This window comes from Olleya sp. ITB9, from assembly GCF_001315805.1.
Classification (GTDB): Bacteria; Bacteroidota; Bacteroidia; order Flavobacteriales; family Flavobacteriaceae; genus Olleya; species Olleya sediminilitoris.
The window spans coordinates 36,547-50,994 of sequence record NZ_BCBW01000009.1; the positions used below are offsets into that span (position 1 = coordinate 36,547).

Genomic DNA, 14,448 nt, shown 5'->3' on the forward strand with positions numbered 1-14,448 from the left:
TCATTTTCGCTAATGCGATAATTATTTTAAAATATATTAAAGGGTTTATTTATTTGCTATTCTAATTATGTCAGCAAATAGTCCTGAGGCAGTTACATCTGCTCCAGCTCCAGCACCTTTAACAATTAATGGCTGTTCAGGATAACGTTGTGTATAAAACATTACAATATTATCTTTTCCTTCTAAATTATAAAATGGATGTCCTTCTGGTATTTGTTGTAAGCCTACTTTGGCTTTACCATTTTTATATTCGGCTACATATTTTAATTGGCAATTATTAGCTTTTGCATCTGCGTATAGTTTTTGAAAATGTGGTTCTTCTTCAATTAATGTGTCGTAAAAATTATCAACTGAAGTACTTTCTAAATTAGATTTAGTTAAAAATGAGTCGTTAACAATATCTTCAATTTCCATAGGAATTCCATTTTCTCTAGCTAAAATTAAAATTTTTCTAGCCACATCAATTCCGCTTAAATCAATTCGAGGATCAGGTTCTGTATAGCCTTCAAATTGAGCTTGTTTTACAGTATCATGAAAATTCTTTTTATCACTAAAATTATTAAACACAAAATTTAAACTTCCTGATAAAACTGCTTGAATACTTATAACTTTGTCTCCAGAAGCGACAAGATTATTAAGAGTGTTGATAATTGGTAGACCTGCACCAACATTAGTTTCGTATAAAAATGAGGCGTTATATTTTAATGATAAATCTTGTAAATTTTTGTAATTGGCATATTTGTCTGAACATGCAATTTTGTTGCATGCTACAACAGCAACACTTTGTTTTAAATAATTTTCATAGACAGCAGCAACATCTTTGTCTGCAGTGACGTCAACAAAAATGCTGTTTCTTAAATTTAGCTCGATAACTTTTTGATAAAAGCCTTCTATACTAGATTTATCAGCATGATGAAATTGAGAAGCCCAATTATTTAAATCAATACCTTTAGGATTGAATATCATTTTTCGGGAATTAGCCATTCCAACAATTTTGACGTCTAATTTTAGGTTTTTCTTTAAAAAGTTGTGTTGTTGATGGATTTGGTCTATTAGTTTTTCTCCAACATTACCAATTCCTGTTATAAACACGTTAAGTTGTTTTGTGTTTACTTCAAAAAAGCGCTCATGCAAGCTGTTTAAAGCTTTACTGACATCGTTATTGTTAATTACTGCAGAAATATTTTTTTCTGAAGCTCCTTGAGCAATAGCTCTTACATTAATATTGTTTTTTCCTAAAGTGCTAAATAACTTACCACTAATGCCTTGATGACTTTTCATATTATCACCAATTAAGGCAATTATAGATAAGCCTTTTTCAACTATAATAGGGTTAATTTTGTGTAATGAAATTTCGTTTTCAAAGGTATTGTTAATTGCAAATTCTGCAGTTTCTGCATTACCTTCATCAATACCAAAACAGATGGAGTGCTCTGATGAGGCTTGTGTGATAAATATGATGTTTATTTTTTCACTAGCTAAAGTTTCAAATAAGCGTTTAGAAAAACCTGGTATACCAACCATTCCGCTTCCTTCTAAAGTAAAAAGTGCAACTTTGTCTATATGACTAATTCCTTTTACAGTAAGATCACTACCATTATTTTGATTAGAAATTACAGTTCCGTTAGCTTCTGGATGTAATGTGTTTTTTATATGTATTGGGATAGCTAAATTTAAAACAGGCTGTACTGTTGGAGGATACAATACTTTAGCTCCAAAGTGAGACAGCTCCATAGCTTCTTGATAAGACAAGTTGTTAATTGGGTACGCTTGTTTAACCAATTTTGGATTTGTTGTGTACATACCACTAACATCTGTCCAGATTTCTAATTGTTCAACTTTCAAGGCAGCAGCAATAATTGCAGCAGTAAAATCTGATCCACCACGACCTAAAGTTGTGATTTCTCCTAACTGAGATTTAGATACAAATCCAGGTAAAATGGTAACTTGTTGCGTTGCCTGATTAAAATAATCAATAATGTTTTTATTAGTCACATCATAAATAACTTCTGCTTTTGTAAAGTTTGAGTTAGTCACAATTAATTCTTGACTATTTTTTAAAATAGTATTTAAACCCATGTTTTCCATGGTTTTTGCTATGATAAAAGACGATAGTAACTCACCAAAACTTACAAGTTTATCAGAGGTTTTTGGAGATAATTCGTTAATTAAAAAAATTCCGTTTAAAAGTTGTTCTAAATCCTCAAACCTTGTGTCAACTTCCTTTTTTATAATCGTTGAGCCTGGTGTTAATTCTTCTATAACTTTGTAATGAATTGTTTTTATTTTATCAAAAACAGTTTTATATTTTTTGTCTTTTTTTTTGGCTAAAGCACCAGCTTCTAATAGCTTATCAGTAATACCACCAACAGCTGAAACCACACAGACTAGAGGATTAGACAAAGATTCCTTTTGTAGTATATCTATAACTTTTTTAATGTTCTGAGCCGAACCTACAGAGGTTCCTCCAAATTTTAATACTTTCATTGTAATATTTTTAGTTGTGACTTGTAGTTGTTAAAAACTACCTAAACGGAAGGAATATATATAGCTTAACCCAAAAGGGTAATAATAAAAAATGATGTGAAAATGGTTTGTCTTTTTTTCATTTTATGCGTCTATACCTATCAAATGTATTACTTTTACTGTTATCAAAAAAACAAAAGGTCGATTTTTACGACATTGTCAATTAATAGCCAATAAATTATTAAAATGAAAATATTTTCGAAAGCACAAATTTATGAAGGAGACGCATTAACCTCTAAAAAACAAGGAATTACTTCTATAGATTTAATGGAGCGTGCAGGTACACAAATATTTAATTGGCTACATATGCGTTTGCAAGGTGCTCAAGTACCCATTCATGTGTTTTGCGGAATTGGTAATAATGGAGGAGACGGTTTGGTTGTAGCTAGGCACTTAATTACCCATGGATACAATGTTAAAACTTATATTGTAAACCATAGTACAACACGATCTAAAGATTTTTTAAATAATTACGAGCGTATTAAAAATACAACTAAAGATTGGCCTGTATTATTAAATGATGCTAGTGAGTTACCAGCTATTAACGAAAAGGATATTATAGTAGATGCTATTTTTGGTATTGGTTTAAACAGACCTGTTGATGGATGGATTAAACAATTTTTTAATTTTTTTAGATCTACAAAAGCCTTTGTATTATCAATAGATATACCTTCTGGTTTGGCAACAGACAAAGCGCCAAAAGATCCAGAAAGTGTTGTTAATGCAGGATATACATTAAGTTTTCAAACGCCAAAATTAGCTTTCTTTTTACCAGAAACAGCTAAATATACTGTACAATGGGAAGTTTTAGATATTGGTATTGATCCGGAATATTTATACACAACACCAACAGAAGCTGAACTAATTGGTAAAAATGAAGTCTTGCCAATTTATCAACCACGTCAAAAATACAGTCATAAAGGGACCTTTGGACACGCATTAATTATAGGAGGAAGTTATGGTAAAATTGGAGCTGTAACTTTAGCTAGTCGAGGAGCATTGACTATAGGAGCAGGAAAAGTTACTGCTTACACACCAAAATGTGGTTATTTGCCTTTACAAATTGGTTTTCCTGAAGCAATGGTAATTACAGATAAAGACGAAGAAAAAATCACCTCTATAGATTTTAATATTTCACCAAACGTTATCGCATTTGGAGTAGGTGTAGGTACAGATAAGCAAACCATTACTGCTTTTGAAGCGTTTTTAAAGACTAATAAAACAGCGTTAGTTATTGATGCAGATGGACTTAATATTTTATCAAAAAAGAAATCATTATTAAAATTATTGCCAGAAAACACTGTTTTAACTCCACATCCAAAAGAACTGGAACGTTTGATAGGTCAATGGGAAGATGATTTTGATAAATTAGAAAAAACAAAAGCATTTTCTAAACAATATAAATGTATTGTTGTTATTAAAGGCGCAAACACAATAACCGTTTTTGGAGATAAGTTTTATGTGAATACAACAGGAAATCCTGGTTTAGCAACAGCAGGAACAGGAGATGTTTTAACTGGTATAATCACAGGTTTAATAGCACAAGGTTATGATGCTTTAGCTGCTACAATTTTTGGTGTGTATTTACATGGAAAATCTGCAGATGTTTTAATTGAAAATTTAGGCTATCAAAGTTTTATAGCTAGTCATATAATTGAAGGAATTCCGTTGGCTTATCTAGATTTATTTAAGCAACCAGAACAGCCTAAAATTGAAGATGAAGCTGATGATGATAAGAAATAAGAATAACTAAGGTGTAAAAAAAGCGAACTGAAAAGTTCGCTTTTTTTATGAATATAAATTTGATTTTTTAGATTCCAAAAGAACTTAAATACTCGTTTATTTTAGAGTATGATGGTCTTGGTGCATCAGGATTAACAATGTTTCCTTCAGGTCCAATTAAAATAAATCTTGGAATAGAGTTAATTTTATAACCAGTTACAAAATCAGATTGAAATGCGTTATCAGCAAACAACTGAATTCCGCTCATGTTTTTCTCAGCAATCATTTTTCTCCATCCTTCTTTAGAAAGTTCAAAAGATTCTTCTTTACTTGCTGCTCTGTAACCTCTACCATTATCTGTAGAAATACTTACAAAAGCTATGTTTTTACCTTCATACTCTTTTTCAAGTTTTTGTAAAGCTGGTATTTCACCTATACAAGGTCCACACCATGTAGCCCAAACATCTATATAAACATATTTACCTTTTAAATCAGATAATGATGTTGTTCCACCTTCATAATTTTCATAATTTTCAAAAGTAGGAGATGGTGTTCCTGCGGGTAATTGTTTTTTAAGGTTAATTCCTCCTAAAACATAAGCCTTTAAGCTTTTAAGCATTGGCTCGGTTTGTGCTTTAGCTTGTGCAATAAGCGTTGAATCTACAGCTTTATTTTTGTCATAAAAAGCAAACATTTCATCTTTAACACTAGTCATTTTAGTGTCTAAACCTTTTTCGTTAAGATTTTTTAATACTTCAATATCGATTAAATCTTCTTCAAATTTAAATTTTTCAACTAAAAATACAGAGCTTTCAGATCCTTTACCAGAAAAACTAACACTTTCGCGTACGTTTTCTCCATTAAGATTCATTGTAATATCAGCATCATTTTTAAGAAATACATTAGTTTGGTCTTTACCGTCATAAACGCCATAAACACCAGCTTTTACTTTTAGTGTGTCACTAAATGTTCCGTCTTCATTAACTCTAATGGTTTTTTTAAAGTCTCTTCCTTGGTATATAAATAAAGAATCACTGTTTTTGTTTTCTACCTTACCAGATAAAGTAGCATAATCTTTAGGTGCTTCTTTTTTGCAAGCAACAATAGATAAAGCTGCTACGCAAACTAATAGTTTTTTCATTGTAATATTTTTAGTTTAAACCCAAAAATATATAGAATAATTATGTAAGTAAAGTTTTTTTTTAATTATTAACAATTACTTGCATATTATTATAGTAATGATGACTTTTGAATAGACAAAACTAACACATGATTACATCGCATATTATTTCTTCTAAGCCATTAGATTTAGCTACCATACAAGCTATTATTTTAGAACAAAAAACTTTAGAATTATCTGAAGAATCAATAAATAAAATAAAAGAATGTAGAGCTTATTTAAATGAAAAGCTAAAGTCAGAAACACGACCAATTTATGGAATTAATACTGGTTTTGGATCGTTATATAATGTAAAAATTAATAACGAAAATTTAACTAAGTTACAAGAAAATTTAGTGATGTCTCATGCATGTGGTACAGGAGATTTAGTGCCAGAATCTGTTGTAAAACTAATGTTGTTATTAAAAATACAATCGCTTAGTTATGGACATTCTGGAGTACAATTACAAACTGTACAACGCTTAATAGCTTTTTATAATAACAATATTTTACCATTGGTTTATACTCAAGGCTCATTAGGTGCATCAGGAGATTTGGCTCCTTTGGCGCATTTGTCTTTACCTTTAATTGGTAAAGGGAAGGTACAGTATAACGGAAACATTGTAGAAGCAGAAGTAGTTTTAAAACAATACAATTGGCAGCCAATAACCTTACAGTCTAAAGAGGGTTTGGCTTTATTAAACGGAACACAATTTATGACTGCTTATGGTACAACTTTATTGTTAAAAGCTTATAAATTATCATATTTAGCAGATTTAATTGGTAGTGTGTCTATTGAAGCTTTTGATGGTAGAATTGAGCCTTTTAATGCTTTAATTCACATGGTTAGACCTCACAATGGACAACTAAAAACAGCTCAACGGGTTAATGATTTTTTAGAAGGTAGTCAAATAATTACTCAGCAAAAACAACATGTACAAGACCCTTATAGTTTTAGATGTATACCACAAGTACATGGAGCAACTAAGGATACTTTAGCATTTGTAGAAAAAACGTTTACAACCGAAATTAATTCGGTTACTGATAATCCTAATATTTTTGCTTCTGAAGATGAAATCATATCTGGAGGAAATTTTCACGGTCAACCTTTAGCTTTAGCTTTGGATTATTTGAAAATTGCTATGGCAGAATTAGGTAATATTTCTGAAAGAAGAGTGTTTCAGTTAGTTTCAGGACTTAGGGGTTTGCCAGCATTTTTGGTTGATAATCCAGGTTTAAATTCTGGTTTTATGATTCCGCAGTACACGGCAGCCAGTATAGTTAGTGCTAATAAACAATTGGCAACTCCAGCATCTGTAGATTCAATTGTTTCTAGTAATGGGCAGGAAGATCATGTTAGTATGGGAGCCAATGCAGCAACGCAAGCTTATACTTTAATTAATAATGTAGAGCGTGTTTTGGCTATAGAATTATTTAATGCGTCTCAAGCTTTGGCCTTTAGAGCACCTTTAAAGTCTAGTGAGTTTATTGAACAATTTTTGTTAAACTATAGAGTGGTAGTGCCTTTTATAAAAGAAGACGAAGTTTTGCATGATGACATACAAGCGTCTATAGAATTTATTCAAACTATTGGAATTGATTCAAGCGAATTATTTTAGTTTAATTTGATTTTTTAGAATTTGGTTTGCCCAAGTCGTAGCCTCTTCTAGTTTTGAGAAAATTTCAAAAGGTTTGTTTAAAAATAATCTTTCAATTTCTGCATTTCTAGCAGCTAATGTATTAGACACTACAGCAAAACCAACTAAGCTTTTAACTTTAGAAACATCAGAGTATACTATCGTGTCTACTGAGTATGAATGGATGCGATTAGAAATATAAACATGAGGTCTATCTCCAAAAACATCTAAAACAAACTTTATGATTTGGATAGCATGTTTTTTATTCATGTGTACACCTTCATTAATTTCTGAAATAATAACATTATCAGAAACTAAAAGAGTACAGAATGATAATTTAGTTTTTGTATACATTAAAATTTTTAGTTTAAAAACAACTTATATAATATACGTGTTTTTTTTGAAGATGCAAATATACTTAAAAAGGTAATTACTATAATAGTTTTTGTTGTGAAAATATCAGCTAACTGTTTCAAAGTCAAATTTTTAAATTGACAATTCAAAGGTGTCTTTAATCGTTTTAATACGAATTATTTAATTATTTAATCTAATTTTAATGATTTCAATTTGTTTTTGCTCCAAATAATAGCATCTTCTAATTTTATAAAATTAATTTTCCACACTTAAATTATCTATTGTTTAAGCAATCATTATGTATTTTTTATTTATATCATACAAAGGATGTTTTAATAATTTGATTATTAATTGTTTAGATAGCTGTCTGATAAAAAAAGCCCATAATATTAGTTATGGGCTTTGAAATTTATTAGATATAAATTATGATTCAGTAGATTTTTCAGCTTTTTCAATATCAATAGTAATTTCTTCAGTATTACTATCTAAATCCATAATTATTTTATCACCTTCTTGTAGTTTGGCAGTAATTATTTCTTCAGCTAAAGCATCTTCAATATACTTTTGGATTGCACGTTTTAATGGACGTGCTCCATATTGTTTATCAAAACCTTTTTCAGCGATGTAATCCTTTGCTGGATCTGTTAAGGTTAATGTGTAACCTAAACCATCAATTCTTTTTAATAGTTTTTCTAATTCTATATCAATAATTTTATTAATGTCTTCTTTTTCAAGTGCATTAAATACAATAACATCATCAATACGGTTTAAAAATTCTGGTGCGAATGATTTTTTAAGAGCATTTTCAATAACACTTCTTGCATTTGCGTCTTCTTGAGATTTTTGAGAGGCAGTACCAAAACCAATTCCTGTTCCAAAATCTTTAAGTTTTCTAGCTCCAATGTTAGAAGTCATTATAATAATGGTGTTTCTAAAATCTATTTTACGACCTAAACTATCTGTTAAATAGCCATCATCCAATACTTGTAATAACATGTTGAAAACATCAGGATGCGCTTTTTCTATTTCATCTAAAAGAATAACAGCATAAGGCTTACGTCTAACTTTTTCTGTTAATTGTCCACCTTCTTCATAACCTACGTATCCTGGAGGTGCACCAATTAATCTAGATATAGCAAATTTTTCCATGTATTCACTCATGTCTATTCTAACCATAGCTTCTTCACTATCAAATAATTGTTTTGATAACACTTTAGCTAATTGGGTTTTACCAACACCTGTTTGTCCTAAAAAGATAAACGAACCAATTGGTTTGTTTGGATCTTTAAGTCCAGCACGATTACGCTGAATGGCTTTAACAACCTTAGCAACAGCTTCATCTTGACCTATAACTTTACCTTTAATTAATTCAGGTAATTGAGCCAACTTATTACTTTCGGTTTGTGCAATACGGTTAACAGGTACACCTGTCATCATAGATATAACGTCAGCAACATTGTCTTCTGTAACAGTTTCTTTATGTTGTTTGGTGTCTTCTTCCCATTTTTCTTGAGCAACTGCTAATTCTTTTTCAAGACGTTTTTCGTCATCACGTAGTCTTGCAGCTTCTTCGTATTTTTGTTTTTTAACTACCGAATTTTTAGTTTCTCTAACTTCTTCAAGTTTTTTCTCTAATTCAATAATCTGTTTTGGTACGTCAATATTAGTAATGTGTACACGTGATCCAGCTTCGTCTAAAGCATCAATAGCTTTGTCTGGTAAAAAGCGCTCAGTCATATAACGGTTAGTTAATTTAACACAAGCTTCAATTGCTTCATCTGTATATTCTACATTATGATGCTCTTCATATTTACCTTTAATATTGTTTAGTATTTCAATAGTTTCTTCTACAGTTGTAGGCTCTACTATAACTTTCTGGAAACGACGCTCTAAAGCACCATCTTTTTCGATGTATTGTCTATACTCATCAAGGGTTGTAGCACCAATACATTGTATTTCGCCTCTAGCTAAAGCAGGCTTAAACATGTTGGAAGCATCAAGGCTTCCGGTTGCTCCACCAGCTCCAACAATAGTATGAATTTCGTCTATAAATAAAATGACATCATCATTTTTTTCAAGTTCATTCATTACAGCTTTCATGCGTTCTTCAAACTGTCCTCTGTATTTGGTTCCTGCAACAAGACTAGCTAAATCTAAAGTAACGACACGTTTATTAAATAAAATACGTGAGACTTTACGTTTAACAATCCTGTTAGCTAATCCTTCTGCAATTGCAGATTTACCAACACCAGGTTCACCAATAAGTAAAGGGTTGTTCTTTTTACGTCTAGAAAGTATTTGAGAGACACGCTCAATTTCTTTTTCTCGTCCTACTACAGGGTCTAATTTACCTTCTTCAGCCATTGCTGTAAGGTCTCGTCCAAAATTATCTAAAACAGGTGTTTTAGATTTCTTGTTGCCTTTAGCGCCTGGAGTGTTAAATATGTCTTTAGAACCAGAATCTTCAGAAGGAGAGTCGTCTTGAAAAGACTCGGCTTTTGGAGCTCCAGTAATATCTTCAAAGTTATCGTCGTTTGTTATCATTGACTTAAATTGTTCTTTAACGTTATCATAATCTACTTTTAGCCTATTTAAAAGCTTGGTTGTAGGGTCGTTTTCGTTTCTTAAAATACATAATAATAAATGTGCAGTATTAATTGATGTACTTTGAAACAGTTTTGCTTCCAGAAAAGTTGTTTTTAACGCACGTTCTGCCTGACGTGTTAAGTGTAAGTTTTTCTTTTCGTTAGAAGTTATTGTGGTATTAGGATTTGCAGGACTTAATATTTCTACTTTTCGTCTTAAGTGATTTAAATCAATATCTAACGAGTTTAAAATATTAATAGCTTTTCCGTTTCCGTCTCTTAATAAACCAAGCATTAAGTGTTCTGTGCCTATAAAGTCATGTCCTAAGCGTAATGCTTCCTCTTTGCTATAAGCAATAACATCTTTAACTCTTGGTGAAAAATTGTCATCCATATATTTGTTCCTTTCAGCTTTAAAAATAGTAAACATAATTAGTAATGGCAAAAACTATACCTTAAATAATATGTTAATTGTTTGAAGATTGAAAGTACGTATAATTTAAAAATAAACCACAATTATCTTATTAATTAAAATAGATATTTAAATTGTTAATAAAAACGTTAAAAAAGAGACTTAAAACACTTATCATTACTAATGAAAGTTTTATATTAGCGTGTTTTGAAATAATGAATAATATTAATTAAAAATATATATGGCAGAAGGAGAAAAACTCATTCCAATTAACATTGAAGACGAAATGAAATCGGCTTACATTGATTATTCAATGTCAGTCATTGTGTCACGTGCATTACCAGACGTAAGAGATGGTTTAAAACCAGTACACAGACGTGTATTATATGGAATGCATGAATTAGGTGTTAGAGCCAGTTCTGCGCACAAAAAGTCTGCAAGAATAGTTGGAGAGGTTTTAGGTAAGTATCACCCACATGGTGATACCTCAGTATATGACACTATGGTACGTATGGCTCAAGAATGGAGTTTACGCTACATGTTAGTAGATGGTCAAGGTAACTTTGGATCTGTTGATGGAGATAGTCCTGCAGCAATGCGTTATACAGAAGCACGTATGCGTAAGATATCTGAAGACATGTTGGCAGATATTGATAAAGAAACTGTAGATCATAAATTAAACTTTGATGATACGTTAGAAGAACCTACCGTTTTACCAACACGTATTCCTGGTTTATTAATTAATGGAGCCTCAGGTATTGCTGTAGGTATGGCTACTAATATGCCACCACATAACTTATCAGAAGTTGTAGATGGTACAATAGCTTATATTGATAATCCTGATATCGAAATAGACGAAATTATAACACATATTAAAGCTCCAGATTTTCCGACAGGAGGAACTATATATGGTTATGATGGTGTCAAAGAAGCATTTCATACTGGTAGAGGACGTATTGTTATGCGTGCCAAAGCTAACATTGAAGAAGTTCAAGGTCGTGAATGTATTATTGTAGATGAGATTCCTTATCAAGTCAATAAAGCAGACATGATTAAAAAGACTGCAGACTTAATTAATGACAAAAAGTTAGAAGGGATTTCTACTATTCGTGATGAGTCAGATAGAAATGGTATGCGTATTGTTTACGTTTTAAAACGCGATGCAATACCAAATATTGTACTAAATAAGTTGTACAAATACACAGCTTTACAATCTTCTTTTAGTGTTAATAATATTGCATTAGTTAATGGTAAGCCACAATTACTTAATGTAAAAGAGCTAATTCATTATTTTGTTGAACACAGACATGATGTTGTAGTAAGACGTACTAAATATGAATTAAGAAAGGCTGAAGAGAGAGCACATATCTTAGAAGGATTAATTATTGCATCAGATAATATAGATGAAGTAATTGCGCTTATTAGAGCGTCTTCTAATGCAGATGAAGCTCGTACTAAATTAATAGAGCGTTTCAAGTTATCTGAAATACAAGCTAAAGCAATTGTCGAAATGCGTCTACGTCAATTAACAGGACTAGAGCAAGACAAATTACGTAGTGAGTATGAAGAAATCATGAAAACTATTGAAGACCTTAAAGATATCCTTGATAAAAAGGAACGCAGAATGCAAATCATTAAGGACGAGTTACTTGTTGTAAAAGATAAGTATGGTGATGAGCGTAGATCTACAATTGAATATGCAGGAGGAGATTTAAGTATTGAAGATATGATTCCTGATGAGCAAGTTGTTATTACCATCTCTCATGCTGGATATATTAAACGTACTTCTTTAACAGAATATAAAACACAAAATAGAGGAGGAGTAGGGCAAAAAGCATCTACAACTAGAAATGAAGATTTCTTAGAACATTTATTTGTTGGAACCAATCACCAATATATGTTGTTCTTTACTCAAAAAGGAAAATGTTTCTGGATGCGTGTTTATGAAATTCCAGAAGGAAGTAAAACGTCAAAAGGTAGAGCAATTCAAAATCTTATAAACATTGAGCAAGATGACAAAGTAATGGCATTTATATGTACTCAAGATTTAAAAGATGAAGAGTATATTAATAGTCATTATGTCATAATGGCAACTAAAAAAGGTCAAGTTAAAAAGACTGCCTTAGAACAATATTCTAGACCAAGAACTAATGGTATTAACGCCATCACTATTAAAGAGGATGACGAATTACTAGAAGCTAAATTAACGACTGGTAATAGTCAGATTATGATAGCCCTTAAATCTGGTAAGGCTATCAGGTTTGAGGAAGCTAAAACTAGACCAATGGGTAGAAATGCTTCAGGTGTTAGAGGTATTACTTTAGCACACGCTGAAGATGAAGCTATCGGAATGGTAATAGTAGAAAATCCACAAGAAGAAACTGTTTTAGTAGTTTCTGAAAATGGGTATGGTAAACGTACGTATATTGATGATCCAGAAGATGGTGAGGCAGTATACAGAATTACTAACAGAGGAGGAAAAGGTGTTAAAACCATTTCAATATCTGAAAAAACAGGAGGGTTAGTATCTATTAAAACAGTAACAGACACTGATGACCTTATGATTATTAATAAATCAGGAATTGCAATACGTATGGCTGTTGAAAGCTTACGTACAATGGGAAGAGCTACACAAGGAGTTAAATTGATTAACTTAAAGGGTAAAGATTCTATTGCAGCTGTTGCAAAAGTGATGAAAGATGAAGATGAGGATATAGAAAATCCGTCAGATGACCTTGAAAACACTGCCAATTTAGAAGATGGCACGACTATTGATAATTCTGAAGAAGAATAACCTTAACAAATTATATTAAAAAAAGTAAACAATGAAAAAACAATTAATACTTGCTGTAGCATTACTTGTAACTGTATTTTCTTTTGGACAGAAAAAGGAAATTAAGGCTTTAGAAAAAGCTGTAAAAAACAATAATTATGCTGAAGCTAAAGCATTAGTAGGTCAGCTAGAGTCTATGGAAGGTGCTATGGACAGTAAGTTAAAAAACAAATATAACTTAGCTGCAGCAAAAGCATATTTTGCCAATGGAGCTAACACAACCACTGATTTAGAGAAAGTTTCTAAGTATTTAGAGTATTTTGATGAAAATGAAACACCATTGGTTGAAGATTTCAAACGTGTAATAGAAAATGATCTAATAACTAAAGCAAACGACTTTTATACAGGTAAACAGTATGGAAAAGCTGCTTTAGCTTTTGAGAATTTGTATAATGTAAATAAAACTGAAGAAAGCTATTTATACTATGCAGCTTCTAGTGCTTTAAATGACCAAGATATGGATGGCGCTTTAAAATATTATTTAAAGTTAAATGATTTGGGTTATACAGGCGTTGAAACACAGTATTTTGCAATTAATAAAGCTAGTGGTCAAGAAGAAATTTTTAATAAATCAACTAGAGATAACTATGTAAGAATAGGTACTCATATTAGCCCTGGTGAAAGAACAACCGAGTCTAAATCTGGAGAAATTACTAAAAATATAGCTTTGATTTATGCTGGTAAAGGTGAAGATGATAAAGCTTTAGCTGCAATGAAAAAAGCTAGAGAAGCTAATCCAGAAGATTCTAATTTAATAGTTACGGAAGCTAACTTACAATATAAATTAGGTAACACTGAAAAGTACCAAGAGTTAATTAGTTTAGCTTTACAAAGAGATCCAAACAATGCTGATTTACTTTATAACTTAGCTGTATTATCTAATGATTCTGGAGATAAAGTAAAAGCTAAAGAATATTACCTTAAATCTTTGAAGTTAAACCCAGAAAACACTAACACACTAACTAATTTAGCAGCTTTAGTATTAAGTGAAGAGCAGTCTATTATAGATCAAATGAACGGTTTAGGTACATCTGCTGCTGACAATAGAAAATATGACGAGCTAAAAGACAAGCGTACTAATTTATATAAAGAAGCAATTCCTTACTTAGAAAAAGTATTAGCAATTAATCCTGAAAACCCTGATGTTAAATCAACATTAGCAAGTATTTATAGTGCTATTGGAGAAGATGCAAAAGCAAAAGCTTTAAGAGATTAGGAAA

8 protein-coding genes are annotated in these 14,448 nt (G+C 31.2%); 4 read left to right on the forward strand and 4 right to left on the reverse strand.

All coding sequences use genetic code 11. The features are described from left to right. Positions 1-45: 45 nt before the first annotated feature. A complete protein-coding gene (thrA, locus tag ITB9_RS01195) occupies positions 46-2,487 on the reverse strand; it encodes a bifunctional aspartate kinase/homoserine dehydrogenase I (protein ID WP_054850796.1) in 2,442 nt (813 codons plus the stop codon). 225 nt (positions 2,488-2,712) lie between these two features. Between thrA and ITB9_RS01200 the strand changes: the two genes are divergently transcribed. After that, positions 2,713-4,269, forward strand: a complete 1,557-nt coding sequence (locus ITB9_RS01200; RefSeq protein ID WP_054850797.1) for a bifunctional ADP-dependent NAD(P)H-hydrate dehydratase/NAD(P)H-hydrate epimerase — start codon at positions 2,713-2,715, stop codon at positions 4,267-4,269. A 67-nt stretch (positions 4,270-4,336) separates the two neighbouring features. Here ITB9_RS01200 and ITB9_RS01205 read toward each other — a convergent pair whose 3' ends face one another. After that, positions 4,337-5,389: a TlpA disulfide reductase family protein gene (locus tag ITB9_RS01205; protein WP_054850798.1), complete on the reverse strand. Its 1,053-nt coding sequence runs from the start codon at positions 5,387-5,389 to the stop codon at positions 4,337-4,339. A 128-nt stretch (positions 5,390-5,517) separates the two neighbouring features. On the opposite strand from ITB9_RS01205, the gene hutH reads away from it, so the two are divergent. Then, the gene (hutH, locus tag ITB9_RS01210; RefSeq protein WP_054850799.1) at positions 5,518-7,026 is read left to right on the forward strand and encodes a histidine ammonia-lyase; all 1,509 of its coding nucleotides are present in this window, start codon (positions 5,518-5,520) and stop codon (positions 7,024-7,026) included. Here the strand turns inward: hutH and ITB9_RS01215 are convergent. Together ITB9_RS01215 and ITB9_RS01220 are read right to left on the reverse strand one after the other, a co-directional pair. Next, the gene (locus tag ITB9_RS01215; protein WP_054850800.1) at positions 7,018-7,398 is read right to left on the reverse strand and encodes a hypothetical protein; all 381 of its coding nucleotides are present in this window, start codon (positions 7,396-7,398) and stop codon (positions 7,018-7,020) included. The genes hutH and ITB9_RS01215 overlap by 9 nt on opposite strands. Positions 7,399-7,821: 423 nt before the next feature. After that, entirely contained in the window at positions 7,822-10,377 is a 2,556-nt protein-coding gene (locus ITB9_RS01220; protein ID WP_054850862.1) for an ATP-dependent Clp protease ATP-binding subunit, read from the reverse strand. Between the two features lie 259 nt (positions 10,378-10,636). Here ITB9_RS01220 and gyrA point away from each other — a divergent pair, with 259 nt between their 5' ends. After that, positions 10,637-13,189, forward strand: coding sequence for a DNA gyrase subunit A (gyrA, locus tag ITB9_RS01225; RefSeq protein WP_054850801.1), 2,553 nt, complete (start codon positions 10,637-10,639; stop codon positions 13,187-13,189). 31 nt (positions 13,190-13,220) lie between these two features. Then, complete coding sequence (locus ITB9_RS01230) at positions 13,221-14,444, forward strand: lipopolysaccharide assembly protein LapB (protein ID WP_054850802.1); 1,224 nt, start codon at positions 13,221-13,223, stop codon at positions 14,442-14,444. Positions 14,445-14,448: the final 4 nt, after the last annotated feature.

Coding starts and splice junctions, on each gene's coding strand:
- thrA (WP_054850796.1), bottom strand. CDS start 2,487: ATGAAAGTATTAAAATTTGGAGGAACCTCTGTAGGTTCGGCTCAGAAC.
- ITB9_RS01200 (WP_054850797.1), top strand. CDS start 2,713: ATGAAAATATTTTCGAAAGCACAAATTTATGAAGGAGACGCATTAACC.
- hutH (WP_054850799.1), top strand. CDS start 5,518: ATGATTACATCGCATATTATTTCTTCTAAGCCATTAGATTTAGCTACC.
- gyrA (WP_054850801.1), top strand. CDS start 10,637: ATGGCAGAAGGAGAAAAACTCATTCCAATTAACATTGAAGACGAAATG.
- ITB9_RS01220 (WP_054850862.1), bottom strand. CDS start 10,377: ATGGATGACAATTTTTCACCAAGAGTTAAAGATGTTATTGCTTATAGC.
- ITB9_RS01230 (WP_054850802.1), top strand. CDS start 13,221: ATGAAAAAACAATTAATACTTGCTGTAGCATTACTTGTAACTGTATTT.
- ITB9_RS01205 (WP_054850798.1), bottom strand. CDS start 5,389: ATGAAAAAACTATTAGTTTGCGTAGCAGCTTTATCTATTGTTGCTTGC.
- ITB9_RS01215 (WP_054850800.1), bottom strand. CDS start 7,398: ATGTATACAAAAACTAAATTATCATTCTGTACTCTTTTAGTTTCTGAT.